Source organism: Streptomyces sp. NPDC107559, from assembly GCF_055657365.1.
The window spans coordinates 46,030-71,121 of record NZ_JBVKBD010000004.1 but is presented as its reverse complement, the minus strand read 5'-3'; the positions used below and the strand labels follow the sequence as shown (position 1 = coordinate 71,121).

The 25,092-nt window shown below is 71.4% G+C and carries 31 protein-coding genes; 6 read left to right on the top strand and 25 right to left on the bottom strand.

Annotated features, from left to right (window positions below):
* Nucleotides 1-265: 265 nt before the first annotated feature.
* Nucleotides 266-1,126, top strand: coding sequence for a GNAT family N-acetyltransferase (locus ACZ7OY_RS14870; RefSeq protein ID WP_471911750.1), 861 nt, complete (start codon nucleotides 266-268; stop codon nucleotides 1,124-1,126).
* A 34-nt stretch (nucleotides 1,127-1,160) separates the two neighbouring features.
* Here the strand turns inward: ACZ7OY_RS14870 and ACZ7OY_RS14865 are convergent, their stop codons facing one another.
* The 7 genes from ACZ7OY_RS14865 to ACZ7OY_RS14835 all read right to left on the bottom strand — a co-directional run bounded on the left by ACZ7OY_RS14865 (nucleotide 1,161) and on the right by ACZ7OY_RS14835 (nucleotide 8,770).
* Nucleotides 1,161-1,658, bottom strand: a complete 498-nt coding sequence (locus ACZ7OY_RS14865; RefSeq protein WP_471912089.1) for an HAD domain-containing protein — start codon at nucleotides 1,656-1,658, stop codon at nucleotides 1,161-1,163.
* Between the two features lie 208 nt (nucleotides 1,659-1,866).
* Nucleotides 1,867-3,906 (bottom strand): HelD family protein, encoded by a 2,040-nt coding sequence (locus ACZ7OY_RS14860; protein WP_471911749.1) that lies wholly within the window; start codon nucleotides 3,904-3,906, stop codon nucleotides 1,867-1,869.
* A 178-nt stretch (nucleotides 3,907-4,084) separates the two neighbouring features.
* Nucleotides 4,085-4,696: a TetR family transcriptional regulator gene (locus ACZ7OY_RS14855; protein WP_471911748.1), complete on the bottom strand. Its 612-nt coding sequence runs from the start codon at nucleotides 4,694-4,696 to the stop codon at nucleotides 4,085-4,087.
* Between the two features lie 51 nt (nucleotides 4,697-4,747).
* Nucleotides 4,748-5,821, bottom strand: a complete 1,074-nt coding sequence (locus ACZ7OY_RS14850) for a phosphotransferase (RefSeq protein ID WP_471911747.1) — start codon at nucleotides 5,819-5,821, stop codon at nucleotides 4,748-4,750.
* Nucleotides 5,811-6,536, bottom strand: a complete 726-nt coding sequence (locus ACZ7OY_RS14845) for an HAD family hydrolase (protein ID WP_471911746.1) — start codon at nucleotides 6,534-6,536, stop codon at nucleotides 5,811-5,813. The genes ACZ7OY_RS14850 and ACZ7OY_RS14845 overlap by 11 nt, the downstream gene beginning before the upstream one ends.
* Nucleotides 6,526-7,845, bottom strand: a complete 1,320-nt coding sequence (locus tag ACZ7OY_RS14840; RefSeq protein ID WP_471911745.1) for a phosphotransferase family protein — start codon at nucleotides 7,843-7,845, stop codon at nucleotides 6,526-6,528. The genes ACZ7OY_RS14845 and ACZ7OY_RS14840 overlap by 11 nt, the downstream gene beginning before the upstream one ends.
* A 64-nt stretch (nucleotides 7,846-7,909) precedes the next feature.
* Complete coding sequence (locus ACZ7OY_RS14835; RefSeq protein ID WP_471911744.1) at nucleotides 7,910-8,770, bottom strand: GntR family transcriptional regulator; 861 nt, start codon at nucleotides 8,768-8,770, stop codon at nucleotides 7,910-7,912.
* Between the two features lie 175 nt (nucleotides 8,771-8,945).
* Here ACZ7OY_RS14835 and ACZ7OY_RS14830 point away from each other — a divergent pair, with 175 nt between their 5' ends.
* Nucleotides 8,946-9,137, top strand: a complete 192-nt coding sequence (locus tag ACZ7OY_RS14830; RefSeq protein WP_471911743.1) for a hypothetical protein — start codon at nucleotides 8,946-8,948, stop codon at nucleotides 9,135-9,137.
* A gap of 23 nt (nucleotides 9,138-9,160) precedes the next feature.
* Here the strand turns inward: ACZ7OY_RS14830 and ACZ7OY_RS14825 are convergent, their stop codons facing one another.
* The 3 genes from ACZ7OY_RS14825 to ACZ7OY_RS14815 are packed head-to-tail and all read right to left on the bottom strand — an operon-like array spanning nucleotide 9,161 to nucleotide 11,703.
* On the bottom strand, nucleotides 9,161-9,907 hold the full coding sequence (locus tag ACZ7OY_RS14825) for an HAD family hydrolase (RefSeq protein ID WP_471911742.1): 747 nt from the start codon (nucleotides 9,905-9,907) through the stop codon (nucleotides 9,161-9,163).
* On the bottom strand, nucleotides 9,904-10,791 hold the full coding sequence (locus ACZ7OY_RS14820) for a GntR family transcriptional regulator (protein WP_471911741.1): 888 nt from the start codon (nucleotides 10,789-10,791) through the stop codon (nucleotides 9,904-9,906). Before ACZ7OY_RS14820 ends, ACZ7OY_RS14825 begins: the two co-directional genes overlap by 4 nt.
* Before the next feature lie 36 nt (nucleotides 10,792-10,827).
* Entirely contained in the window at nucleotides 10,828-11,703 is an 876-nt protein-coding gene (locus ACZ7OY_RS14815) for a GntR family transcriptional regulator (protein WP_471911740.1), read from the bottom strand.
* Between the two features lie 292 nt (nucleotides 11,704-11,995).
* Here ACZ7OY_RS14815 and ACZ7OY_RS14810 point away from each other — a divergent pair, with 292 nt between their 5' ends.
* On the top strand, nucleotides 11,996-12,187 hold the full coding sequence (locus ACZ7OY_RS14810; RefSeq protein ID WP_471911739.1) for a hypothetical protein: 192 nt from the start codon (nucleotides 11,996-11,998) through the stop codon (nucleotides 12,185-12,187).
* Between the two features lie 35 nt (nucleotides 12,188-12,222).
* Here the strand turns inward: ACZ7OY_RS14810 and ACZ7OY_RS14805 are convergent, their stop codons facing one another.
* On the bottom strand, nucleotides 12,223-13,137 hold the full coding sequence (locus tag ACZ7OY_RS14805) for a winged helix-turn-helix domain-containing protein (RefSeq protein ID WP_471911738.1): 915 nt from the start codon (nucleotides 13,135-13,137) through the stop codon (nucleotides 12,223-12,225).
* 156 nt (nucleotides 13,138-13,293) lie between these two features.
* Here ACZ7OY_RS14805 and ACZ7OY_RS14800 point away from each other — a divergent pair, with 156 nt between their 5' ends.
* Nucleotides 13,294-13,479, top strand: coding sequence for a hypothetical protein (locus ACZ7OY_RS14800; RefSeq protein ID WP_471911737.1), 186 nt, complete (start codon nucleotides 13,294-13,296; stop codon nucleotides 13,477-13,479).
* A gap of 147 nt (nucleotides 13,480-13,626) precedes the next feature.
* Here the strand turns inward: ACZ7OY_RS14800 and ACZ7OY_RS14795 are convergent, their stop codons facing one another.
* Together ACZ7OY_RS14795 and ACZ7OY_RS14790 are read right to left on the bottom strand one after the other, a co-directional pair.
* A complete protein-coding gene (locus tag ACZ7OY_RS14795; protein WP_471911736.1) occupies nucleotides 13,627-14,883 on the bottom strand; it encodes a GNAT family N-acetyltransferase in 1,257 nt (418 codons plus the stop codon).
* Between the two features lie 54 nt (nucleotides 14,884-14,937).
* Nucleotides 14,938-15,528 (bottom strand): RsiG family protein, encoded by a 591-nt coding sequence (locus ACZ7OY_RS14790; RefSeq protein ID WP_471911735.1) that lies wholly within the window; start codon nucleotides 15,526-15,528, stop codon nucleotides 14,938-14,940.
* A 195-nt stretch (nucleotides 15,529-15,723) separates the two neighbouring features.
* Here ACZ7OY_RS14790 and dtd point away from each other — a divergent pair, with 195 nt between their 5' ends.
* The gene (dtd, locus tag ACZ7OY_RS14785; protein WP_351604696.1) at nucleotides 15,724-16,149 is read left to right on the top strand and encodes a D-aminoacyl-tRNA deacylase; all 426 of its coding nucleotides are present in this window, start codon (nucleotides 15,724-15,726) and stop codon (nucleotides 16,147-16,149) included.
* Between the two features lie 8 nt (nucleotides 16,150-16,157).
* On the opposite strand, the gene ygfZ is transcribed toward dtd, so the two are convergent.
* The 6 genes from ygfZ to ACZ7OY_RS14755 all read right to left on the bottom strand — a co-directional run bounded on the left by ygfZ (nucleotide 16,158) and on the right by ACZ7OY_RS14755 (nucleotide 21,125).
* A complete protein-coding gene (gene ygfZ / locus ACZ7OY_RS14780; RefSeq protein ID WP_471911734.1) occupies nucleotides 16,158-17,123 on the bottom strand; it encodes a CAF17-like 4Fe-4S cluster assembly/insertion protein YgfZ in 966 nt (321 codons plus the stop codon).
* 10 nt (nucleotides 17,124-17,133) lie between these two features.
* A complete protein-coding gene (locus ACZ7OY_RS14775) occupies nucleotides 17,134-17,580 on the bottom strand; it encodes a Fur family transcriptional regulator (protein ID WP_471911733.1) in 447 nt (148 codons plus the stop codon).
* Nucleotides 17,581-17,596: 16 nt separating this feature from the next.
* Nucleotides 17,597-18,172, bottom strand: a complete 576-nt coding sequence (locus ACZ7OY_RS14770) for a heme-binding beta-barrel domain-containing protein (protein ID WP_351604690.1) — start codon at nucleotides 18,170-18,172, stop codon at nucleotides 17,597-17,599.
* 222 nt (nucleotides 18,173-18,394) lie between these two features.
* Nucleotides 18,395-19,453 (bottom strand): hypothetical protein, encoded by a 1,059-nt coding sequence (locus tag ACZ7OY_RS14765; protein WP_471911732.1) that lies wholly within the window; start codon nucleotides 19,451-19,453, stop codon nucleotides 18,395-18,397.
* On the bottom strand, nucleotides 19,450-20,388 hold the full coding sequence (locus tag ACZ7OY_RS14760) for a hypothetical protein (RefSeq protein ID WP_471911731.1): 939 nt from the start codon (nucleotides 20,386-20,388) through the stop codon (nucleotides 19,450-19,452). Before ACZ7OY_RS14760 ends, ACZ7OY_RS14765 begins: the two co-directional genes overlap by 4 nt.
* Nucleotides 20,385-21,125, bottom strand: coding sequence for a hypothetical protein (locus ACZ7OY_RS14755; protein WP_471911730.1), 741 nt, complete (start codon nucleotides 21,123-21,125; stop codon nucleotides 20,385-20,387). Before ACZ7OY_RS14755 ends, ACZ7OY_RS14760 begins: the two co-directional genes overlap by 4 nt.
* Before the next feature lie 219 nt (nucleotides 21,126-21,344).
* Between ACZ7OY_RS14755 and ACZ7OY_RS14750 the strand changes: the two genes are divergently transcribed.
* Nucleotides 21,345-21,707, top strand: coding sequence for a DsrE family protein (locus tag ACZ7OY_RS14750; protein ID WP_152885621.1), 363 nt, complete (start codon nucleotides 21,345-21,347; stop codon nucleotides 21,705-21,707).
* A gap of 28 nt (nucleotides 21,708-21,735) precedes the next feature.
* On the opposite strand, the gene ACZ7OY_RS14745 is transcribed toward ACZ7OY_RS14750, so the two are convergent.
* From ACZ7OY_RS14745 to ACZ7OY_RS14720, 6 genes are all read right to left on the bottom strand, one after another.
* On the bottom strand, nucleotides 21,736-22,113 hold the full coding sequence (locus tag ACZ7OY_RS14745; RefSeq protein ID WP_471911729.1) for a VOC family protein: 378 nt from the start codon (nucleotides 22,111-22,113) through the stop codon (nucleotides 21,736-21,738).
* A 37-nt stretch (nucleotides 22,114-22,150) separates the two neighbouring features.
* The gene (locus ACZ7OY_RS14740; protein WP_351604678.1) at nucleotides 22,151-22,411 is read right to left on the bottom strand and encodes a DUF3099 domain-containing protein; all 261 of its coding nucleotides are present in this window, start codon (nucleotides 22,409-22,411) and stop codon (nucleotides 22,151-22,153) included.
* Between the two features lie 117 nt (nucleotides 22,412-22,528).
* Complete coding sequence (locus tag ACZ7OY_RS14735; RefSeq protein WP_152885624.1) at nucleotides 22,529-22,816, bottom strand: DUF1416 domain-containing protein; 288 nt, start codon at nucleotides 22,814-22,816, stop codon at nucleotides 22,529-22,531.
* 42 nt (nucleotides 22,817-22,858) lie between these two features.
* On the bottom strand, nucleotides 22,859-23,701 hold the full coding sequence (locus tag ACZ7OY_RS14730; RefSeq protein WP_471911728.1) for a sulfurtransferase: 843 nt from the start codon (nucleotides 23,699-23,701) through the stop codon (nucleotides 22,859-22,861).
* Between the two features lie 119 nt (nucleotides 23,702-23,820).
* Nucleotides 23,821-23,901: an Ms5788A family Cys-rich leader peptide gene (locus tag ACZ7OY_RS14725; protein ID WP_350751515.1), complete on the bottom strand. Its 81-nt coding sequence runs from the start codon at nucleotides 23,899-23,901 to the stop codon at nucleotides 23,821-23,823.
* 209 nt (nucleotides 23,902-24,110) lie between these two features.
* Nucleotides 24,111-24,848: an LmeA family phospholipid-binding protein gene (locus tag ACZ7OY_RS14720; RefSeq protein WP_471911727.1), complete on the bottom strand. Its 738-nt coding sequence runs from the start codon at nucleotides 24,846-24,848 to the stop codon at nucleotides 24,111-24,113.
* Nucleotides 24,849-25,092 lie beyond the last annotated feature (244 nt).

The following is a 25,092-nucleotide window of genomic DNA, read 5'->3' as shown; positions in this document are numbered from 1 at the left end:
AGCAGGCACAGGCCAGCGCACGGCACGCCGAAGCCCAGCGGGGTCCCGCCAGGCTCACCCCGCCAGGAACGCCAGGCCGATCGGTGGACTTACGCGATGCGCACCCGGGGGCGGCTGCCTACGGTTGAGCGGGACAGGGGAGCCCGTTCGTCCCACTCAATCGTAAGCACCGCAGGTCAGAGCCCTACCATGCCCACAGTTACCTGGAACAGGACACCGGCGGAAAACCCTGGAGTGCCGCTCCGGCATGGGGAATCATGCAGCCATGCGACCGGACGGCTGGCACCTCACCGAAGACGTAGACGACTTCCTCGCCCGCGCCGGAGACTTCCTGCGCTCCCGGCCCGGCCCGCACGTCATGGCGCTGACCTGGGCCGAGCGGGTGCGGACCCGTGGGGCGGGCGCGTCGGGCCCCGGGGTCCCCGTCTTCGGCGTGCTGGAGTCGGCGGGCGAGGTACGGGCGACCTTCCACCGCCTCCCGCCCCGAGCTCTGACCCCCACCCCGCTCACGCCCGGGCAGGCCGACTCCCTCGCCGCCCACCTGGCCGCCCTCGGGCACCCCCTTCCCTCCGTCAGCGCGGACCAGCAGACCGCCACCGCCTTCGCCGAGGCCTGGCAGCGGCACACCGGCGCGACACCGAAGGCCCGGCAGACGCGGGTCCGGCTGTACCGCCTCGGCACGCTGATCCCGCCGGAGCCGATGCCGGCCGGCCGGGGCCGGCTGCTGGGCGAGCAGGACCTCGAACAGACCATGTTCTGGTGCGGCGAGTTCGCCAGGGCCGTCGGGGAGGACGTGTCCATCGACGCCCGCACCTGGGCGGGCACCCGCTTCGCCGACAAGCGCTACACGCTCTGGGAGACCCCGGACGGCACCCCCGTCTCCGTCGCGGGCATGAATCCGCTGATCGGCGGCCAGATCCAGGTGGACGTCGTCTACACCCCGGCCCACCTGCGTGGTCGCGGCTACGCGGCCGCCGTGGCGACGGAGGTGAGCCGGGCGGCGCTGGCCGCGGGGGCGAAGGACGTCGTGCTGTTCGCGGACGTGGCCAACCCCACCAGCAACGCCCTCTACCGGCGCCTCGGCTATCGCGCGCTCACCGACTGGGCGGCGTACGACTTCTCGTGACGCCGGACCGTGGCGCCGGAACGCGGTAGCGGGACTACGACCGCTGCGGTTCCGGTCGGCCGATCCACTGCTCCAGCACCGAGAAGTCCGCGCCCGTCAGCCCGTACCGGTGGTCCACCCGGTGGAGCAGGGCCCGGCCGGGGTGGTGGGCGGCCACCCAGATGCGGTCGGCGGCGGTGATCTCGTCGTCGACCCAGACGAAGGGCCGGCCCGCGGCGAGGGCGACGAGCGGCCGGGTCTTCCAGTGCAGGGCCCCCGGCGGACACTCCTCGTCCGGCCACTCCACCACCGGCAGCGGGGGCAGCCCGAGCCAGGGCGCCACACAGACGTTGGCCTCGTCCATCCAGGTCGTGGCCCACACCAGCTCGCAGCCCAGCGCCACCAGCCGGGGGCCGAGCCCCGGGTCGATCCGGGTCAGCAGCGGATTGCCGACGGACCGGGCACAGGTGCCGAAGCGCGTCTCGTACACCGGGTACGGGCCGCTCGCCCCGAAGGGGAGCAGCGTCCCGTCGACGTCCAGGAAGAGGAGCACGGCGGCCGGGGAGGACGGCGAGGCGGACGAAGTGGCCGTGGCGGCCGTGGCAGGCGTGGCGGGCGTGGCGGGCGTGGCGGGCGAGGAATGCATCGGTGCCCACGTTGCCCTTCTTCTCGCCCCGACGCCACCCACCCGCGCAAGGCCGACGGGCCGCTGCTCGCCTGCGGCCTGATCCGGATCCGCCGGACTGGCCGTAGGACCTGTCCTAGAACGGCAGGGGGCGCGCGTGCACCACGTCCAGTCGTGACACCGCGCGGGTGAGGACGACGTACAGCCGGTGCAGTCCGCGTTCCCCCGCCTCCGCGATCGCCGCCGGTTCGACGGCGACGACATGGTCGTACTCCAGGCCCTTGACGACGCTCGCCGGGACCACCGCCACCCGGGCGGCCGGCTCGTCGGCCGTGGCCGCCCCGATCCCGGCCGCGCCGAGCGCGTCCCGCAGCCGCGGCACGTCGGCGTCCGCGGCGACGACGCCGACGGAACCCTCGCGGGCGAGCGCGTGCCGTACGCAGTCCACGGCCGCGGAGAGGACGTCGTCCGTCGGGCGCAACCGCAGTTCGCCGTCCGTACGCAGGGAGCGGGCGGCCGGCACCTCGACGTCCAGCCGCTCCAGCAGCCGGTTGGCGAGCGCGACGACCTCGACCGGCACCCGGAATCCGCTGGTCAGCGGTACCACGGCCGCGTCCGGCTTGCCCAGGTGGCCCAGCAGCGTGGCCCAGCTCCGGGCCGCCCACGGGGTGGTCCCCTGCGCCAGGTCGCCGAGCACCGTCAGCGAGCCGAAGGCCGCCCGGCGGGCGATGGCCCGGCACTCCATCGGGGAGAGGTCCTGGGCCTCGTCGACGACGACATGGCCGTAGCTCCCGGGATGTTCGACGAGCCCGGCGAGCTCGTCGAGGAGGACGAGGTCGGCAGCCGACCAGCGGGCCGACTTCCACGAGCGCGGCGGCCGCGCCCACCGCAGGGCCCGCCGTTCCTCCTCGTCGAACAGCCCGTCGGCGGCCCGCGCCAGCTCGTCCGGGTCGGTGAGGAGCGCGGCGAGGACCTCCTCGGGCCGGACCCGCGGCCACGCGGCGTCGAGGTACGCGCTCACCGGCCGGGCCCGCTCGATCCGGCGGACCCAGGCGCTCGGCGGCGGCCCGTACCGCAGCTCGGCCTGTTCCTGGAGCCGGCGCACGATCCGGCTGCGCACCCGCTCCCGCCCGACGGCGTACGGCGGCTGCTCGGCGAGCACGCCCGAGACGATCTCCGTCAGCCTGGCGGCCGTGACGCGCCAGCGGTAGGTGCCGTCGGGGATGTCGAGGCTGTCCCGCGTCCCGACCGTCACGCGCGCGTAGAGCGCTCGGCGCAGCACCTCGGCCATCCGGGGGTCGTGCTTGAGGGCCGCGGTCCGTTCGTCGTCGGTCCCGGTCGCGGGGTGCCGGGCGATCTCCTCGCCGAGCGTGGACTGCCGTACGCCCGTCTCGCCGAGCGCGGGCAGCACCTCGGCGATGTACGACAGGAAGGTCCGGTTGGGGCCGAGGATCAGCAGGCCGGAGCGTCTGATGCGCTGGGGGTGGGTGTAGAGGAGGTAGGCGGCGCGGTGCAGGCCGACCGCGGTCTTCCCGGTTCCCGGTGCCCCCTGCACGCAGACCGACAGCGCCAGGTCGCCGCGTACGAGGTCGTCCTGCTCGGGCTGGATGGTCGCGGCGATGTCGCGCATCGGGCCGACCCGGGGCCGTTCGATCTCGCGGGCGACCAGGTCGCTCACCCCGGCCCCGGCGTCCTCGCCGCGTCCGAGGTGTTCGTCCTCCAGGGCGGTCAGGTCGGCGGAGTCGCCCCGGCTGCCGGGGGCCCAGCCGAAACGGCGGCGGACGGCGACGCCCTGCGGGTCGCGGGCGCTCGCCTGGTAGAAGGCGCGGGAGACGGGGGCCCGCCAGTCGACGATCAGGGGCGGTGCGGCCGGGGCCGTGCTGATCCGCAGCCGTCCGAGGTGGTAGCGCTGGCCGGCGTGGTCGCCCTGACCTGGCGCGAAGTCCAGCCGGCCGAAGAACAACGGCCCCTCGGGCAGCTCGCGCATCTCCTTGGCCTTGCTGCGCAGCTGGTATCCGAGCACCTCGGCGTCGGCTCCGGAGGCGGAGACGTCCTCGCCCCTGACGACCTGCTCCTGGGCGCCCTCGACCATGGCTGCGAGGGCGGTGCGGCAGGTGTCGTGGTGGGTGCGTTCGCGGCGGAGATCCTGGTCGAGGCCGGGTCCGGTGGACGTCATGCCCCGAGCGTACGTGAAAAACGTAACCGAGTTAAATATTCTGCCGCGGCCGCCCGGCCGCCGGCCCGCCGCGCCGACCCCCGCCCTCCGTGCGCCGTTCCCGTAGGCCGTTCCGTTCCCGTACGCCGTTCCCGTACGTCGCTCCCCGTCCGCCGTCCGCCGTCCGCCGTCCGCCCGCTCAGGCGAGCCGCGGCAACCCCGCCGCCAGTGCGCCGAACGCCCGCTCGGCCGCGGCCACCGCGTCCGGCCGCACCCGTGCCACCGGCTCCCCCTCGGCGATACGCCGCCAGTTGTCCTGCGCGAGGATCCGCTGGACGGCGATGATCTGCCCGGCGGCCAGCCGCGCCTCGAGGCCGCCGCCGAGCGCCCCGGCCAGTGCCGCCTCCGACCGCTCCAGGTACGGGTACAGCCGGGCGACCAGCGCGGGAGTCCCGTACAGCAGCCGGTGGAAGGCGAGGACCGCGGGATGGTCGTTGAGCCCGGTGATCGGATCGCACCGCTCCAGCCCGTCGAGGAAGTGCCGGCGCAGCGCGGCCAGCGGTGTCGGCCCCTCGGTCACCACCCGCGCCGCCTCGTCCTCGTGGTCGGCGAACCGGTGCAGGACCAGGTCCTCCTTGGTCGGGAAGTACCGGAAGAGGGTCGGCTTCGAGATCCCCGCCGCGGCGGCGACCTCGGCGACGGACACGGCGTCGAACCCTCTCTCCAGGAAGAGGCCGACGGCGGTGTCCGACACGTCCTGGTACATCCGCTGCCGCTTGCGCTCGCGCAGCCCCCCGTTGCCCCTGCTCATGGCTACGAAGCGTAGCCCCGGCGCGGGCGCGTCAGGACCCGCGGTGAGTTCCTACGGTGCGTAGCCCCGGCGCCAGCGGGTCAGGGCCGTCGCGGTCCGCCCCGGCGACGGCACCGAGGCCAGCCCCAGGGGCTCCGCGCCCGCGCGCAGCACCGCGCACAGCCGGGGCACGACGACCCGCAGCGGTGCGCCGCCGTGCAGTTCGAGCGCGGTCCGGATGACGTCGGTGAACAGGGACTGCGCGCGTTTGAAGCCGAGGATGCGCGGCAGGTCCTGCGGCCAGTGCCGGGCGGCTCCGGGCCGGGTGTGCTCCAGCGCGGCCGTCCAGCGTTCGGCGACCCGGCGGGCCTGGCGGCCGGGGTAGCGCATCAGGTGCAGATGGGTCGCGAGGTCGTAGAGGGGATCGCCGAAGGTGGCGAGTTCCCAGTCGATGGCCCAGAGGCGGCCGGCCGGGTCGAGGATCAGGTTCTCGCGGTGCAGGTCGCCGTGGAGGAGGTGGAAGGGGCGTTCCGCGATCCCGTCCAGCCGCTGGCGCAGCCGCTTGAACGCGTGCGCGTCGACGCCGAGGTCCCGGAAGAGGGTGCCGAAGGCGTGCTCGTTGCGGGTGTAGACGTGCTCCTCGGCGAAGAGCGCCAGCCGCTCGACGAACCCGTGGCTGTCGCCCTCGGCCTCCCGCTCCTCGTCGGGCACGCGCGAGAGCAGGGGCAGCGATCCGGCGGGTATCGAGGCCAGGTCCCGCACCAGGTCCAGGAGCTGGTCCACGACGGTGTCGGGGATCGCGGTCCCGGCGCGGAACCGGGAGCCGAGCGTGTGCCCCTCGATGTACCTCTGGAGCGTCACGCCGTCGGCGCGGACCACCTCCGGCACGCCCCTGACCCGTCCGGCCAGGGCGGTCAGCAGTAATTCCTCCCGCAGGAAGGTCCTGCGCTCGAACCGGATGACGTCCGCGCGCGGCTCCCTGAGCTTCATCCGGGCGGTGCCGAACGCTCCGTCGCGCGGCACGAAGGCGTACGTCTCGTGGTAATACCCCGTCAGGGGGCCGTGCAGGGGCTGGTCCCCGGCGATCTCCCGCGCGCGGCGGCGGGTGCCGCCCGACGGGTCAGGTGCCTTGTCCTCAGGCCTCATCAAGGAAGAGAGCATACGAGTCGACGACAAGGGTGGCTCCCGCCCCACGCAATTCCGACTCCTTGCGCAGGTCTCGCCCGAACCCGATGAACGCCACGCCCGCGGCCCGCGCGGCGATCGCGTCCGCCGGGGAGTCACCGATCATGACGGCGTCCTCGCGGCGCAGCCGCAGACTGCCCAGGGCCCGGTCGACGACGTACGGGTCCGGTTTCATCCGCTCGACCTCGCGGGGGCGTCCGTGCACGGCGTCGAAGCAGTTCCGCAGCCCCTCCCGCTCCAGGTAGTACGCGGCCGCCCGCGCCGCGTTGTTGGTCACCACGGCCAGCCGCGTGCCCCGTGCGGAGAGCCGGCGGATGAGCTCGGCGGCGCCCTGGGTGGGCCACGCCCCGCGCCGTACCGCGGCCAGCTCGCCCTCCGTCACCCGGTCCTCCAGGGCCCGGACCAGGTCCCCGGCGCGCCGGGGCAGACGACGGTCGCGCTGCGCCCGGTACACGGCCCGCAGCACGGCGTGCGGATCCTTGCCGGCCGCCTCCTCGGGAGTCAGCACATGCGCGGCGCCGGCCTCGGCCACCAGGGTGCGCAGTTCGTCGGCGACGGGCCGGGAGGAGCCGCCGGGAAAGAGCCGGCAGACCGGCCCGTCGAAGTCGAAGAGGACTCCGCGGGCCCCCGCGAGCAACGATCGGACGTCGGTCGTGTCCTCGACTTCAACAGCCATGCGGTTCCAGGCCCTCCAGCGGCTCCACCAGTTCGGCACACCTCTCCCGGTCCGGGCCGGGCTGCGGTTCCCGCCGCAGCGTCGGCGGCCAGGTCCGCGTCCCGTGCCGTATGCCGTCGCTCCGGTCGACGCCGCGGGGCCGGTCCGCGTTCCGGCACGCCTCGGCGCCGCCCTTCCCGGGCCGCGCGGCACGGTGGGCGGCGGGCTGCCGGGCCCGGTCCTCGCTGTGCCACCGGCGCAGCGCCCGCACCAGGGCCGGCCGGTCCTGGGGCTCGCCCGGCATCCACAGCGGCCCGCGGGCCCGGTCCAGCGCACGGCGCACCCGGTCCGCGGACCGGCCGAGGTCCTCGGGCGTCGGTTCGGCGGGCAGGTCGAGGGCGGCGCGCATCACGTCCGGGAACACCGACTGGACGTGCTCGAATCCCAGATAGGTGCCGAGGTCGGGGTCCAGGCCCTCGGTCAGGTCGGCGCGGCCCGCCTGCCGCATCGCCTCGGCCCACAGCTCCGTCATGAGCTTGCGCTCCGCGGGGTCGTAGTCCATGCGCACCAGATGGGTCGCCAGGTCGTGCAACACGTCCCCGTACAGACTGAGTTCCCAGTCGAGGACGGTGAGCCGATCGCCGTCGCCGGGCTCCTGCGTCACCACGATGTTCGCGCGGTGGACGTCCGTGTGCAGCAGGCCGAACGGACGCCGGACCGGGTCGGGCACGGTCCGCAGGAAGCGGCTCATGAGGTCCGCCGGGATGCCCACGGAGTCGAAGAGGCTCCCGAACCGGGGCCGGTTGGCCTGGTGGACCCGCTGCTCCGTGAAGCGGGCCAGCCGGTGCAGGAAGGCCCGGCTGTCGTCGCCGCGCGGCCAGTCGTCCGCGGGCCGGGGCAGCGCCTGCGGGGGGATACCGGCCAGCTGTGCGAAGAAGTCGGCGAGCACCTTCATCCGCGGTTCGCCGACCGGCGTCCCGGGCGGCTCTTCGGACAGCGCGTGACCGGGCACGTAGGCGTGCAGCGACCAGGCCCCGAAGTCCGCGAGGCAGCGCGGCACGCCGGCCAGCCGCTCGCTCACCACGTCCAGCACCTCGGACTCGCGCCAGATGCGCGGCACCACCTCGACGGTCTCCAGGGGCACCCGGAACTTGGCGCGCACCTGCCCGGACCCCATCCCGAGGAGGGAGGCCAGCGGCAGGCCGAGCGGAAGGATGTGGTTCCGGTTGTGGTGCCCGACGACGATCGGGCCGCATGCCCGGCGACGGCGCGCCTCCGCGAGGACCCGGACCAGTGCGGTGCGGGCGCGGTGGGGCAGGTGGTGCAGCATGGGCGGAGAGTACAGGCTGCCGAGTGACACTTCTCACGTTTGGCCACCATATGGACATCCGTCCTCAGTTCTTGCCCAGCGCCTCGCGCTCCGTGTCGACCATCGCCCAGAGGTCGTCGAACACTCCTCGCAGGTCGAAGAACTCCGAGTCCGGTCCGGCGTCGGCCGTGAAGTGGCGCAGGGTGGCACCGACACCCATGACGTCCACCGCGCCCTCCACGGCCGTCCCGTCCTCCAGCTCTATGCCTTGCTCCAGGCGGTAGTAGCCCTTGAGTACATGGGTGCCGTTGAAGACGCACAGCTTGAACTGCGGGGTCAGCGGGATCCTGCGGACCTCCAGGTCCAGTTCGACCTCGCAGCGCGCGAGCCGGGAACGGCACTGCTCCATGTCGGCCACGTTGCGGCGGGCCATCTCCTGCCAGCGCCGCAACGGACGGTCGTCCGCGGGATCCCAGGCCCGCGGGTAGTAGAGCGCGGTGTCCTCGGCGGGCAGCAGGAACCGTACGGTCACCTTCCGCAGTTCGGTGAACTCGCCGTCCTCCACGCGCTGCACCTGGGTCCGGAACAGCCCGACGACCGACTCACCCGTCAGGACGAACACGTCGAGCGACGCCTCCGGTGCCGCGAAGAGCCGGGACATGAAGGAGTGCAGCCGGGGCCGGTCCTGCGGACTGCTGTCCGAGGACGGCTTCCGCAGTACGAACGTGCCGCTGCCCTGCTTCAGGCCGACCAGGCCGGCGTCGGCCAGCAGTCGGGCGGCCTTCTGCACCGTGTCCCGCGAGCAGTTGAGGTTCGACGCGAGCACACGCTGGGACGGCAGCGTGCTGCCCACCGGGTACGTTCCGTCCGCTATGCGCGACTCCAGCGCGTCGTACACGCGGCTCAGCGTCCGGGGGCTGGTGTCCTCGCCATCCAAAACACTCACAGGCAGAACCTACCGCTTCCATGCAGGTGTGACACCACTTCCAGTCAACAACTCCCCATATTGGACTGTCGGTTAACCGATCTATCAGTCCGGGAACAGTCCAATCAGGATGAGCAGTCCAATTGGCCGACAAGTTGACGACAGTCAACAGCGTCGCAGGACCTCCGGGGGGACCGTGAAGACTCAGGAGTGGCAGGAGTTGCTGGCCGGCATGGCACTGATCCTGCTGGAGAGGCTGATGCGGCAGCACTACGGGGTGCTCGGGCCGCTCCTCGTCCTCTCTCTGTCAATTGGACTGAGAGCGGTCAAGGCGCCGCCCGGCTGGACCCTCTGCCTGGTGTTCGTGTGGCTGTCGATCCAGGCCTAGGGACAGCCGTAGTGGACGGAGTCTCAGGAATGGTTGCGGCGCAGGGACGACAGCAGTGGCTCCAGCGAGCCCATGATGTCGCGGGCCGGCACACCGCCCTGCAGCATCCGCAGCCGGGCCGCGGAGTTGCGCGCGTAGCCGAGGAAGCGGACACCGGCCGCGTGGGCCGCGGCGTGGTCGGAGAGGGCGTCGCCGATCATCAGCGAGGCGTCCGGCGCGGCGCCCATCGCCCGCAGGGCGCGGTTCAGCATGTCCGGGTGCGGCTTGAGCAGCCGCAGTTCCTGGGTGCGGCCGTAGATGTGCGGGTCGAAGCAGCCGTACAGGCCGCGCCCGGTCAGGTACGAGGCCACCGTGCGGGCCGAGTTGTTCGTCACGACGGCGAGGCGCGTGCCGACCGCCACCCAGGTCCGGATCAGCGGGTCCGCGTACGCCGTGGGCATCGCCACCCGGACCGCCCGCAGTTCGTGCCGGGTGAGGTTCTCCTCCAGTCCGGCTATCACGTCGCTTCCCGGATAGCGGCCGTGCAGCGAGCTGAGGGTGCCGTGCGGATCCGAACTGAAACGTTCCTCCTTGGTGAGCATCCCGCCCAGTCCGCGGATGTCGAGCCAGCGCACCTGGTCCCGGGCGATGACATCGGCCGGATGACCGGAGAACAGCCGGCAGATCGGTCCGTCGAAATCGAAGAGGACATACCGTGTGCGTGCGACCAGTTCGTGCAGTTCATCGGCTTCACTCGGCACCGGTTCGGCCCGTCCCGTCTCAGCAGTCACTCTGCGAGTGTCTGTCCGGGAGCCTCCGAATCCCAGAGGGCATCGAAGTAATTCTTGGTCGCCCGGACGACCGCCGCCTCCTGTCCGCCCCTGCTCAGCCGGTACTCGAACAGGTCCGAGCTGAACCCGCTGACGTCCAGGACGTCGAACTCGCCGGCCCCGGGCAGCTCGTAGGAGTGCCGGCCGACCGGGTAGTCGCCCCGCAGGGCCAGCGTGCCGTTCAGCACGTACTTCTTCTCCGACGGCACGAAGCGCAGCGGCCGGAAGGTCACCCCGCTGGCGACGCCCTGGTAGCGGCGCAGGTTGGACAGATGGATGTCCATGGTCTTCATCTGGGCCCTGATCTGGGCTTTCAGCTGCTCGTGCACCGCGTCCCTGAGATCCGGCCGGTCGACGGGGTCGGGATAGGGCAGGGGGACGTCCGGCCCCGGCAGCAGGCACCGCACGGTGACCGACGCGGGGCGTGCCTCGCCCCTGGCGACCGCCGCGCACATCTCGGCGAGCGCCCACAGCAACGTCTCCGCGGTGAAGCAGACGGCGTCGATGGTCACGTCGTCGGCCCGGAACGCCTCCTCCAGATACCTGATCAGGACGACCCGGGCCGCCCTGGACTCGGGCGACGGCTCCGCCGGGACGTCGGCCACCCTCGGCGGGCTCCCCTTGGTCACGTTCGTCAGCAGTCCGTCCTGCTGGAGCATGCCCAGCGCCTGCCGTACGGTGCCGCGCTCGACCCCGAACTCCTCCGCGAGCACGGCCTGGGTGGGCAGCCGGTCGCCGGCCTCCAGGTCTCCGGCCCTGATCCGCTCCCGCAGGGCGTCGGCGATCTCCTGGGCCGAGGCTCTCCCGCTGCCGTTCACCACCGCGTTCTCCCGGTCGACGTCCATGCCCCGATTGACCCCGCGGGGCGCCTGCGACCCCAGTCAGCTGAGGGTCAGGTCCGTAGTGATGGTTTCCCAGAGTGCGTCGAACCATTTCCGGGACTGCTCCACGAACGCGGCGTCCCGCTCCCCCGCGCCCCGCTCGAAGGAGAACAGGACGGACTCGGAACCCAGCACGTCGTACATGTCCATGGTCCCGCTCTCGGTGGTCTCCTCCCGGAGCTTGATCATGTAGTACGCCATCAGCGCCTCCGTCCCGTTGAGCAGGTACAGCTTCACCGGCGGGGTGAAGGGCAGGGCGCGGAAGGTGACCTGTACGTCGATGCCGTGGGAGGAGCGCAGCGAGCGCAGGTTGTGCCGCAGGACCTGCCCCTGGGCGTTGCGCATCGCCAGCCACCGCTGGTGGACCGGGTCGTCGTCCCCGCGCCCGTCGACCGGGATCGGGAAGGCCAGGTCGATGTTCCGGCTCGGCAGCAGGATCCGCACGTCGATCGACTCGGGGCGGACGCGGTCCCCGTGGATCAGGCGCAGCGGTTCGCCCAGGGCCAGCATCAGGCTCTCGGCCGTGAGGCAGGCCGCGTCGATCCGCACGTGCCGGGCCTTGAACGCCTCCGTGAGCCGGGGGGCCAGGCCGACCATCGTCGGCTGCGGCCGGTGGTCGGCCGGTGCCGGTTCCGCGATCCGCGGCGGGCTGCCCTTGCTCACGTTGCTGAGCAGTCCGTCGTCCTGGAGCGCGCGCAGCGCCTGGCGCACGGTGCCGCGCTCGACCTCGAACTCCTCGGCGAGCTCGGCCTGGGTGGGCAGCCGGTCGCCCGCCTTGAGGTCTCCGACGCGGATGCGTTCCCGCAGGACGTCGGCGACGTCCTGCGCCGATCTCCTGCTGCCGTTCAATGCCACGTTCTCCTGAGCCACAACCAAACGCTACAACTTAGATCCATCTACCGGGAGTTGTTTGAGAGTTGTTTACGACTGGCTGCCAAGTGGGGACAAATTCTTTGGAGTTGGCTGCCAACTTATCCGAGTTGGCGGAAGGTTTGCCTCCCCTCGACCAGCCTTCGGCCTCCGGCCGCCCGCGCCTGGCCCGACCCGCACCGTCCCGCCCCGCACCGCCGCGCTCCGACCCGCACCGCCATGTTCCGCACCGCCATGTTCCGCACCGCCATGTTCCGTCCCGCCCTGTCCCGTCCGGCAGCCCGAAGGGGGAACCACCGTGCCAGCCGCTCTCGCCCTCCTGACCACCGTCCTCGGCGTAGGCCTGGAACAGACCGTCCAGTGGAAATACGGCGCCGCCGGCGTCATCGGCCTGCTGCTGCTCTCCATCGGCATCAGGGCCAGGAACCCGACCGTCAGCTCCATCGGGGCCGTCATGCTCGCCGCCCTGGTCACCAGGCCCGCCATGTGACGCGGCGCCGCCCTGCCCGCCCGCCGTGGGAGACGTCAGTCCGTGAGCACCAGCTCCGAACTGATCGTCTCCCACAGTGCGTTGAACCACAGGTGCGACTGCTCCACGAAGGTCGCGTCCCGCAGCCCCACGCCCCGCTCGAAGGCGAACAGCATCGACCGGGTGCCCTCGGCGTCGTACATCTCCAGCGGCTCGTGGTCGACCTCCGCCTCCCGGCGCACCAGCGTGTAGTAGGCGAAGAGTGCCTCCACCCCGTTGAGGAGGTAGAGCTTGACCGGCGGGGTGAAGGGCAGCGCGCGGAAGGTCACCCGGACGTCGATGCCGTGGGTGGAGCGCAGGGCCAGCAGGTTGTGCCGGAGCACCTGCCCCTGCGCGTTGCGCTGGGCCAGCCAGCGGCGTTGCAGGCGCTCGGCGTCCGAGGGGTCGACCGGCGCCGGGAAGGCCAGGTCGATGTTCCGGCTCGGCAGCAGGATCCGCACGTCGACCTTGGCCGGTTCTATACGCCCCTCATGGATCTGGCGCAGCGGCTCGCTCATGGCGAGGGTGAGGGAGACCGAGGTCAGACAGAGCGCGTCGATCGAGACGTGCGGGGCCGCGAAGGCGCCCGCGACGCGCGGCCCGAGGGCCACCATGGTGGGCTGCGGCGGGACCTCCGGGCCGGTCGGCGTCCTGCCGAGGCCCAGGTCGGAGGCGACGGTCGCCGGACTGCCCTTGGAGATGTTGGTGAGCAGCCGCTCCGTCTGGAGGATCCGCAGCGCCTCCCGCACGGCCCCGCGCTCGACCCCGAACTCCTGCGCCAGCTCGGCCTGGGTGGGCATGCGCTGGCCCGGCCGCAGCACCCCGGACCTGATCCGGGTGCGCAGCACGTCGGCCACCTCGCGGTGTGTCACCTGTGGCCGCTGTGGCCTTTTCCGCCCACTGGCGGAGGCGGGTTCCGGGTCCACGACCAAACCCTACAACTTCCCGCCATCTTTGGGCAGTTCAGGGGAAGGTGGTTATGAGCCGCTTCCAAGCGGAGATAACTACAGTGAAGTTGGTAGCCAACTTAAGCAACATGGTCAGACCGATGGCGGGTTGGCCGCCAGGGGGGACAAGGAGAGACCGTCATGCCGCTCGTCGCCGTCGCCGTCGCCGCCCTTGCCATCGGCTTCGAACAGATCGTCCAGTGGAAGTACGGGCCGATGGGACTCATCGCGTTCGCCGCGCTGACCGTCGGACTCAAAGCCAGGAACACCGCGATCAGCGGTATCGGAGCGGTCATCCTCGTGATGCTGCTCGCCCAGTCCGGCTGACCGGGCTCCCTTCCGGAGGGGAGCCGGGAGCCTGGTCCGTCTGCACCACCGCACAACAACCACAACCGAACAGCACCAGCTACGGATGCGTGGTACCGCACTGCCGCATCACAGCGACACAGCACCACCGTCGGCCGGAAGGAGGTCTCAGAACATGTCCGGGCACCAGGGCCGCCTGGACGTACGCAGCAGGGCGTCGGCCACCTGGGCGGCGCCCGCTCGTTCTTCCCGGACCCGGCCCAGCGCCGCCAGCCGCACCGCCGACTCGTCGCCCAGCCACAGGGTCGCCAACTCGGCGACGTCCAGGGTGAGATCGGCGTCCGCCCGGGTCGGTGCGCACACCCCGGCCCCGCCCGCCGCGGTCTGCAGCCGGTAGCGTCCGCCGGTCAGCCCGGCCCGGTCCACGACCTCCAGCACCAGCTCGCCGGCCCCGTCGTAGGTACGCGCCTCCAGGGCCCGTACGACGTCCAGCAGCCGCACCCACAGCCAGTCCGCCTGCCGGGTGATCCGGGCCGACCTGACGTCGGGGAAGAAGAACGGGAGCAGGTCGTCCGGGGCCCGCCAGCCCGTCTTCACCCGCGCCACCCAGTCGATCGAGCACAGGTACCGCCACAGGGCGCGCTCGGCGGCCGGGGTCGAGGCGATCAGCCAGTCCACGCTCGCCGTGACGCGCGGCTGCTTGGCGTCGTCCCACACGGTGTCGCACTCGTAGGACACCAGGCCCTCGACCTCGCCGTCCGCCGAGCGGTACACGGCGTAGAACGGCTCGGTCCACGACGTGTCGAAGCGTACGACGCCGGTGTTCACCCGCCACCACAGGTCGTCGCGGCTGATGGCGCCCGGCTGGCCGCGCCGCACCCGTTCGTGCAGCTCGGGGCCGAGCTTGCGCACCTCCTCGCCCTCCACCAGGTCGATGCGGCCGCCGTCGTCCGGGACGGTGGCGCGGAGGTCGAGGCCGGTGCGGGCGGTGTCGACGACCCACTCGGCCGTCGAGGTGGCGGGCCCGAAACCGTAGCGGCCGTAGATCCGGTACTCGGCCGCGATGAGGGTGGCCACCACGTCGCCGCGCTCCTTCGCCGCCGCCAGGTCCTGGCTCATCATCCGGGTGAGCAGACCCCGGCGGCGATGGGTGGCGGTGACCGTGACGTTGGAGATGGCGTCGGCCTGGACCGGGGTGCCGCCGACGGCCGTGAGCTCCTGGGCGAAGGAGCGGAAGGTGGCGACGCAGCGGGAGCCGTCGAAGGCGCCGAGCAGCCGGCCCGGCACGAACTGCTGACGGCGGCCCGCGAGTTGTTTGCCCGAGCTGACCGGCTCCCGCAGGAAGCCGGTGTTCAGGGCGCGGAGCCAGTCGGCGAGCTCGGGCTCGGTGATCGGACGGACGTCGATGGCGGGGCGGCTCGTCATGAGGTCACGGTAGGTGGGCGGCACGGGGGTGTCGCGCGCATTTCCCCGGACGTGTCAGACGAGCAGGTCGTCGACCTGCGCTTCCCCCTCGCGGTACCGGCGGGCGATCTCCGCGCTGCAGTCGTCCGCCGTCCGCTGCCACTGCTGCCGCCGACGGGAGACCTGCTGCTCGTACCGTACGAGCCGGCCCATCCCCTCGCTCAGTTCCGGGTCGGTGCGGGCGCCCAGGTCCGAGAGTTCGACCTCGGCGAGCATCTCCGAGGCGAGCAGCCGGTACTCCTCGCTGTGCGGGGTGCCCAGCGTGACATGGCGGGCGGAGGAACGCTGCCGGGCCGGGGCGTCGGTCAGGATCTCCGGCAGCCGGGCGAAGACGGACGCCCCGCCCGGGGTGTCCACCGGGGACGCCGGACCGCGCCGGGCCAGCTCCGCGCGCAGGATGTCGATCCGGCCCTGGAGCAGCCGCCGGATGTAGCTGAGGTCGGCCTCGTCGCGCTGGGCGTCCCGGCGCAGGGTGCGCAGCTCGGCCAGGCTCAGCGCGGCCAGGTCGTGCTCGGCCGGCTGCCACGGGCTGTCGGTGCGCTGTGCGGGCGGCCTGGGGGCAGCCGCGGACGACTGCCCGGTGAGCCCGGTACTCGGTGTGCTCATGTGCCTCTACCCGTCCCCTCGACCGGCGTGTGGCGCCATCGTGCCACCCCAAGTGGCCACTATGGGAACGAGTGCACCCGATCGGCCCCAGATGGGGGTATACGGATCAAAAAAGACCTGGTAGCAACCCTGCGCGAACTGCTCTTCGGACCGACCGTCCGCCGGGCCGCCCGCCGGGCCCGGCATGATGGGCGTATGCGTGCAGTGGTGCAGAGAGTGGACGGCGCGAGCGTCGTCGTCGACGGCAGGACGGTCGGGGAGATCATCGGCGAGGGACTGTGCGTCCTGGTCGGGGTGACCCACGACGACACCCCGGAGAAGGCGGCCCAGCTCGCCCGCAAGCTGTGGTCGATCCGGATGCTCCAGGACGAGAAGTCGTGCAGCGACATCGCCGCGCCGCTCCTCGTGATCAGCCAGTTCACCCTGTACGGCGACGCCCGCAAGGGACGCCGACCCACCTGGAACGCGGCCGCCCCCGGCGAGGTCGCCGAGCCGCTCGTCGACGAGGTGGTCGCCCAGCTGCGTTCCCTGGGCGCGACGGTGGAGACGGGCCGGTTCGGCGCGCAGATGCGGGTGTCGCTGACCAACGACGGCCCGTTCACCGTCCTGCTGGAGATCTGACAGACCCCTCAGGGTTCGACGACGACTTCCTGTGCCGCCGCCGTCTCCCCCGCCAGCAGCCGTGCGTCCACCGGCACGTTCCGCTTCACCAGCGCGAGGGCGATCGGGCCGAGCTCGTGGTGGCGTACGGACGTCGTGACGAAGCCGATCTTCCGGCCGTCGGCACCCTCGTCCGCGACCCGCAGCTCCGTGCCGTGGGCGGGCAGGTGGACCTCGCTGCCGTCGAGGTGCAGGAAGACCAGGCGGCGCGGGGGCTTGCCCAGGTTCTGGACCCGGGCGACCGTCTCCTGGCCCCGGTAGCAGCCCTTCTGGAGGTGGACCGCGGTGCCGATCCAGCCCAGCTCGTGCGGGATGGTGCGGTGGTCGGTCTCGAAGCCCAGCCGCGGCTGGTGGTGCTCGACGCGCAGCGCCTCGTAGGCGAGCAGCCCGACCGGCGGGCCGGCCTTCGCCATGTACTCCTCCAGCTGCGCGCGCGGCAGGAAGAGATCACGGCCGTACGCCGTCTCGCGTACGACGACGTCCTGCGGCACCTCGGTGATCGAACCGGCCGGCAGGTGCACGACCGCGAGGTCGGCGGTCCGGTCGGCGACCTCCACCCGGTAGAAGAACTTCATCGACTCCAGGTACGCGATCAGCGCGTCCTGGGTGCCGGGCTCCACATGGGCCCAGGCGGTCGTGCCGTCGTCCACCAGGTAGAGGGCGTGTTCGATGTGGCCGTGCGCGGACAGGATCAGCGCCTCGGTGGCCTCGCCGGCCGGCAGCTCGCTGACGTGCTGGGTGAGCAGCAGGTGCAGCCAGCTCAGCCGGTCCTCGCCGGTGACGGCGACGACCCCGCGGTGCGAGAGGTCGACGCATCCGGTGCCGTCGGCGAGGGCGCGCTGCTCTCGGAACAGGTCGCCGTAGTGGGCGGCGACGCCTTCGTCCACACCCTCGGCGGGGACCGCGCCGGGCAGGGACAGCAGAGGGCTCTTCATGGACACAAGCCTACGACTTGGTAATTGAACTCTTGAGCGTGCAGTCCTTGCACCGGCCGAAGATCGCGAAGTGCTTCATGTCGGTGTCGAACCCGAAGGTCTCGCGCAGTTTGGCGGTGAAGTCGGCGGCCACCTCGATGTCCGCCTCGATGACGTTCTGGCAGTCACGGCAGACGAGGTGGATGTGATGGTGCCGGTCGGCGAGGTGGTACGTCGGCGCCCCGTGCCCGAGATGCGCGTGGCTGACCAGCCCGAGCTCCTCCAGGAGCTCCAAGGTCCGGTAGACCGTGGAAATGTTGACCCCCGACGCCGTCTTCCTCACTTCCACGAGGATGTCGTCGGGGGTCGCGTGCTCCAGGGTGTCCACGGCTTCGAGCACGAGCTGCCGCTGCGGCGTCAGCCGGTAGCCACGCTGCCTGAGGTCGCTCTTCCAGTCCGTACTTCCGGTGCTCACCACACAGGAAAGTCTAGAACTACTTGAAGAAGGCGATCCCGTCGTCCGGCATGTCGTCCGGGAGGGCCTTGGCCCAGCGTTCGACCTCCTCCGGGGTGACGGCCTTCTTCAGGTGGGCGGACATGTAGGGGCGCAGCTCGACCTCGGGGGTCTGCTTCTCGCCGACCCACATGAGGTCGCTCTTGACGTAGCCGTACAGGCGCTTGCCGCCGGTGTACGGACGGGAGGCGGCGGTCCGCGCCACCGCGTCCGTGACCAGGTCGATCTGCGGCTTCTTGTCGGCGAGTTCGCCGTACCAGATCTCGATGACGCCGTCGTCGCGGGTCATCGTGACCTCGACCTTGCGGTCGGCGTCGATGCGCCAGAAGCCGGACTCCGACTCCAGGGGGCTGACCTTGTTCCCGTCGTTGTCCAGGACCCAGGTGTGGGAGTGGTACTCCAGGAAGTCCCGGCCGTCGTGCGTGAAGGTGACCTCCTGGCCGAAGTTGCACTTCTCGGAGCCGGGGAAGTCGTGCACGCCCGCACCGGCCCAGGAGCCGAGCAGGAAGGCGAGCGGGACGAGGTCCTTGTGCAGGTCGGACGGGATCTCGATCATGAGTGGCAGTCCCTAGAGGTTGATCAGCGCTGACCCTGGTACAGCTTCTTCACGGTCAGCCCGGCGAAGGCGAGGACGCCGAGGCAGACCAGGACCAGCAGGGTTTCGAAGAAGATCTCCACGGATGCTCCTTGGGATGAGCGTGGTTGCGCACGTAGACAAGGCCGGGACCCAGCTTACGCGGCCGGGCCCCGGCCCTCTCCGTGAGGTACGCCCTGCGGGTCAGCCGAGCAGTTCGCTCTGCAGGGCGACGGTCTGCTGGAAGGGGACGGCGGCGGCGCCGCCCTTGCGGGACTGGACGATCAGCGCGAAGACGTCGCCCGCGGACACACAGGCCTCACGGACCTGCTCGGCTCCGTACGGCTTCTCCTCGAAGTACACGGAGTGCTCGATGCCGGACACCGACACCTGTTCGGGGAAGGCCTCGTCGTACGTGGACGCCTCGGCCCCGCGCACCTGATGCGCCGGGTTGGCGAACGGGACGGCCTCACTCGCGTAGACCTTGTCCGCGACCGTCGCCGTACCGAACTGGAGCAGGTAGATCCGGGTCCGGGTGCCGTCCGGAGTGGTCCAGCCGCGGGCCGCGATGTGCCGGAGGCCGTAGTCGACGAGCTGCTGCTGCACCTCCTGCCGCTCCTCCCCGATCGTGAACTCCGCCAGGTAGTCCTTCATCGGCAGCCAGCCGTCCGTGCCGAGCAGCGCCTTGTCCGGCGTCGCCCCCTTCGGGGCCGGCAGGACCAGGGCGCGCAGATCGGCGTAATGAGCGTTGGCCGTGTTCGCCTCGGCGAACGGCGCGGGGCTGCCCGACGGCAGCGGCGGCCGGACGAGCGTGGAGTAGTCCCAGCGCCCGTCGGACTGGGTCCCCAGACCCGGTACGTCGGTCCGCTCCATCCCCGTGATGCCGTACGCCGACGCCGACGCGACGGCCGCGAAGACGCCGACGGCGGCTGTCCAGCGCAGGACGGCACGCAGGATCCGGCGGTCCTTCGGGGGACGGACACCTACGCCGACGGGCTCGGGGCCGGGGACCGCACCGGCCACGACCGCGACGGGAGCCGCCATGACGGCGGGCCCCGGCTCGGGCGCGGGCTCGGCCTCGGGTGCGGGCCGGGGTGCGGGTTCGGTCCCGGCCTCGGGTGCGGCAGGCGTGTTGTCGTCCGCCGTGGGCCCGGCGGGCGCGGTCCCGGTCTCTGCGGTCGTGGGCTCGTTCACGGTCACGGGTTCGTCCCTCTGCGGTTCCTCGGTCGGTGTGGGCTCCGCGACCTGCGGCTGCTCGGTCATACCGCCTTCCCAGGCTCTGCTATGCGGTCGAGCTGGGTGCTCAGGAGCTCGGCGACTCCCTTGGTGTCGAGCGGCTTCACGCCGTCCGCCGTCGCCGTGACCAGGACGTCTCCCACGTAGCCGGAGCAGAACATCGAGTCGAGGTCCTCGTCGGAGTCCTTGGGCGGCAGGAAGCACTTGGCGTCCTTGTGCCCCTTGATCTCCGGGCCCTTGCGGAAGACGTCGAGGGCGGCGAGGAACTCGTTCTGGAACGTCGACCTCTCCCGGACCGCGGCCTTGCTGTCCATCTGGGCCAGCACGATGCGCACGGTGAAGATGTCGTCGTTGTTGTAGGGGTCGACCTTGTGGTTGTAGTAGCTGCGCATCGCCATGGCCGTGGTCGGCTGCTTGTCGATCTCCTTCTCCAGCCGCTTGCGCTGGGAACGGGGCAGATCGCCCAGTGCCTGCTTGCGCAGGGCCGTGGCCTGGGCACCGCTGAGCTGGACGTCGGCGCCGAACTCCCCGATGTCGGGCCCCTCGCTCCAGCCGTCGGTGCCGTAGGGCACCAGCGTCCCGGCGAGACCGCGCCGGTCCTCCGACTGCTTCTTCTCCGCCGGGGACTTCGGGAACTTCCAGACGGGAGCGCCCGCGTCACGGTCGGCGCCGTCCACGGTCACGGCGGTGAAGCCCACCCCGGCGACGACCGCACCGGCCAGCAGCACGCTGCCGGCGACGGCGGCGACCCGCCCCTTGCGCAGCCGTCGGCGGGCGGGCGCGGGCGCGACGGACTCGGATCCCGCGGACGCGAGCACCTCCGCCCCGGCATCCATGGCCGGCTCGACGGACGCTACGGGCTCGACGGGCTCGACGGGCTGCACTTGCTCGACCGGCTGAACCTGCTCGGCGGACCCGGCCTGCTCGGCGGTCTCGACCGGCTCGCTCTCCTTCTCGCTCACAGCTGCTCCATCTGCCGCTTGGCCAGATCCATGATCGTCTTCTTGGGGATCGGCTTGCTGTCGTAGATCCAGATCTCCATCGCGATGTCGCCGCGCCAGGCGTGCGCCTCCGCGCTGTACATGGGCAGGTATCCGGGCTTGGTGTCGGGCTTGGTGTGGACGTACGCCATGCCGTCCCCCGTACCGGGGATGCTCCAGCTGTCGGTGCCGTCCTCCCTGTCGGCCCAGTACTGGCCGTTGTTGCTGGAGTCCTCGGCACCGGTCTCCTCGTGCTGGCGGAACTGGGCCAGCTCGATCTCGACGCTGTACGTGTCGCCGACCTGCCAGCCGCCGTCGGCGGCCCGGCGGAATTCCTTGCCGACGAGGTCGGGAAACGCTTCGCGGGGCTTGGTGAAGCGTTCCGTGTAGGCGGCCAGGTCGATCCAGCCGTCGTCGGGAATCCACTCGGCCTTCTTCGCGCCGCGCGGCATCTTCAGCAGCAGCTTGCGCAGGTCGCCGTCGGTCTTCACCTGGCGGTCCTGGGCCGCCGACAGCCGCTCGGGCCCGTCCCCCTTGCCCTGCGCCAGCGTCGGCTGGGAGAGCGGCGGCAGTTTCGTCGGCTCACGGTCCGCCTGGACCAGGTAACCACCGCAGGTGCCCGCGACCAGGCCGAGCACGGCGGCGCCGACGATCAGCAGCGCCGTACGCCCGCGGCGGCGCGGCCGGGACGGCGCCACGGCGTCGGACGCATCCGGCACGTCCGGTGCTGTCGGCGTATCCGGCGTCACCGGTACATCAGGGGCCTCTGACACCTCCGACACACTCGACGCCTCTGGTGCGTCGGATGCAACGGGCACCACTTCAGGTTCTTCCAAAACGTCCCCCACAGAACGCGAATCATCGATTCCACATACACGCGCCACAGGAGACTCATGGTGGATGCAAGCAGTTGTAAGGAGGTTGATTACGATTCAGCCATGGCTAAGAAGCTCGTTATCAAGGTGACGGCGGGGGCCGACGCGCCCGAACGCTGCTCTCAGGCGTTCACGGTCGCGGCGGTGGCCGTGGCCAGCGGGGTCGAGGTCTCCCTGTGGCTGACCGGCGAGTCCTCGTGGTTCGCGCTGCCCGGGCGGGCGGCCGAGTTCGAGCTGCCGCACGCGGCGCCGCTGCCGGATCTGATCGACGCGATCCTGGCCGGCGGCCGGCTGACCCTGTGCACCCAGTGCGCGGCCCGCCGGGACATCACGGAGAAGGACGTCATCGAGGGCGTACGGATCGCGGGCGCACAGGTGTTCGTGCAGGAGGCGCTGGGCGACGAGACACAGGCGCTCGTCTACTGACGTACCGGGGGCGACGGCCGGACAGGCCCTACGCCACCCACAGGCAGAACGGGTGTCCTGCCGGGTCGAGGAGCACCCGTACGTCGTCCTGCGGCTGGTACGCGGCGGGCGTGGCCCCCGCCGCGACGGCCCGTGCCGTCTCGGCCTCCAGGTCGTCGACCTCGATGTCCAGGTGCAGCATCATCTGCTGCTCGCCGGGGGCGCGCGTGGGCCAGGCGGGCGGTACGTACGCCGGCTCGGTCTGGAAGGACAGGGCGAGACCCGGCAGACCCGGCGGCGGGCCGATGAGCACCCAGTCGGGTTCGTCGGCGCGCACCTCGTAGCCGAGCAGGCCCAGATAGAAGGCGGCCAGTTCGTGCGCGTCGGGCGCGTCCAGGACGACGGTCGACAGCCTCGCGAAGGACATGCCCGTCTTCCTACCGGGGCCGCTTCTTCCCGTCCAGCTACCGGGGCCGCTTCTTCCCGTCCAGCTCGTCCCACCACTCGTCGGACTCGCGGTCGCCCGAGGGGTCGTCCCACCAGCGGTCCTCGGGTCCGCGGCGGTTCGCCACCATCGCGGCGACCGGCGGGATGACCATGGCGACCACGCACATGCCCACGGCCGCCGGGATCGACCACAGGCGCACGACCGCCCACGCCAGGACGAAGAGGCCGATGCAGAACCCCATCATGGCGAAGTAGACGTGCCGCCGGCGCGCGTACATACCTCCAGCGTAGGACCGCGCCCGTGGGACCGCGCCCGTGGGACTGCGCATGCCGAAGGGCCGCATCCCAGGCGTCCAACCCGCGGGATGCGGCCCTTCGGTGGTCCACCGCGTCGCTCAGACCGCGATCGCGACCTCGGCGAGGCCGCCCTGCTCGGCGACGACGGTGCGGTCGGCGCTGGCGCCGGGAACGAGGGCGCGCAGCGTCCAGGTGCCCTCGGCCGCGTAGAAACGGAACTGGCCCGTGGCCGAGGTGGGGACCTCGGCGGTGAACTCGCCGGTCGAGTCCAGCAGACGGACGTAGCCGACCACGGGCTCGCCGTCCTTCGTCACCTGACCCTGGATCGTGGTCTCACCGGGCTTGATCGTCGAGGCGTCCGGGCCGCCGGCCTTCGCTCCACACATGTCGTACTCCTGAAGGGGGTGATGAACGGTCGGGCGGATTGCTTACTTGTTGGCGCCGAGCTCGATCGGCACACCCACGAGGGAGCCGTACTCGGTCCACGAGCCGTCGTAGTTCTTGACGTTCTCGACACCGAGCAGCTCGTGCAGGACGAACCAGGTCAGGGCCGAGCGCTCGCCGATCCGGCAGTAGGCGATGGTGTCCTTGGCCAGGTCCACCTGCTCGTCGGCGTACAGCTCCTTGAGGGCGTCGTCCGACTTGAAGGTGCCGTCGTCGTTGGCGTTCTTCGACCACGGGATGTTGCGGGCGGTCGGGACGTGGCCCGGGCGCTGCGACTGCTCCTGCGGCAGGTGCGCCGGGGCGAGCAGCTTGCCGGAGAACTCGTCGGGCGAGCGGACGTCGACCAGGTTCTGCGCGCCGATGGCCGCCACGACGTCGTCGCGGAAGGCGCGGATGGCCTTGTTCTGGGGCTTGGCCTGGTAGGAGGTCTCGGTGCGCTCGGGCACCTCCGAGACCAGCTCGCGGGCGTCCAGCTCCCACTTCTTGCGGCCGCCGTCGAGGAGCTTGACGTTCTCGTGGCCGTACAGCTTGAAGTACCAGTAGGCGTAGGACGCGAACCAGTTGTTGTTGCCGCCGTAGAGGATCACCAGCGTGTCGTTGGCGATGCCCTTGGCCGACAGGAGCTTCTCGAAGCCGTCCTGGTCGACGAAGTCACGGCGGACCGGGTCCTGGAGGTCCTTGGTCCAGTCGATCCGGATCGCGTTCCTGATGTGGTTCTTCTCGTACGCGGACGTGTCCTCGTCGACCTCGACGATGGCGATGCTCGGGTCGTCCAGGTGTTCCTGGACCCAGTCGGCGTCGACCAGGACCTCGCTGCGGCGGCTCATGCTCTTTCTCCTCCGGGCAGTTGCGGCGGGCGTGCAAGTGAGAGGGGTGCGCACACACCAGAAGGGGGCGCACGGATGCCCAGGCCAGGGCAGGGGGATGTGGAAGTCGGTGCTTCCGCTCAGAAGGGGCGACAGAGCATGGCGGCGACGCGGCACAGGTCTACTGCCCGCCGCTTCGTGAGGTCCGCCTGTCGCTTCATGGACTCGATCGTAGGGACGGACGGCCCGGCATGTCACCGGCGTGTCGTATTTTGAGACGCGATCGTCCACACTATGGGACGAGAAAGGCGCCCGGACCGCCGTGGCACGGCTTCCGGGCGCCTGCGTGTGCTGCCGCGCCTACCCCGCGGACCGGGGTGTCTCGCCTGTCGGACCGCTGACGTCCGCCTGACGTCCGACTGACGTCGTCCTACCCGGCCAGCCTGACGTTCGAACCCTGCACCGAGATCTCCACCCCGTCGCTCGTCGGCTCGACCTTGTCCAGCCGGACGCCGCCCGGCAGGTCCTGGATGGCCTGCTGGAAGTCGGTGATCGAGCGGACCGACTTCTCGGCGAGACCGGCGCCGAGCTGGCCGGGCATCGAGTCCGCGCGCACCTGCACGCTGTCGCCCTTGACCGTGACCGTGCTGAGTACGGGCACCGGGCGGGGCAGCTTGACGCCGAGGACGGTCGCGTCGACCATCACCTTGATCTTGCCGTTGCCGCCGTCGGACAGGCCCACGACCTGGGCGCTCACTCCGGGCCCGACGTCGGTGGGCTCGGACTTGGCGGCCTTGAGCAGCTCGTCGTAGGAGATCGTCGCGGTGCCGGTGGCGGTGGCCGCGGTGGCGGAGCTGTAGTCGCCCGAGAAGGCGACGCCCTTCATGTGTGCCTTCAGATCGTCGATACGGATCTTCCCGGCGCCGTCGCCCGCGGCCGCGTCGTAGTCCTTGATGCCGATCTCGACGTCGTCCAGCTCACCGCCCGCGACCTGGGTGAGGAACGGGAAGCCGTTGATGGAGACGTCCGGGGTGCCGGCCAGTCCCTCGCTCGTCCTCAGCTTGTCCGCCACCTCGCCCTCGGCGAAGTGCGCGGCGACCCGGTCCACGACGGCGAAGAGCACGCCCAGGATCACGACGAGGATCAGAAGTATTCGCAGCGCACGCATTCGGTTTTCTCCCCCACCTTGACGGTCGGTCAGCCAGGACGACAGTCACGGTAGCCCCGGCGCGCGGGACCGTCGCGGAATTGTCGATCACCTGTGACATGCCACGGGCACCGCAGCGTCCTGCGGAAACGGGCCGGGGGCGGGGGGGGGAGAAACCCCACCGGGCAGCCGCGCCCCCCCCGGGGGGTTTTTTGTCTTTCTTCCGGACCAGGCTCATCCCACGCTCTGACCCCTACCCCGCCTC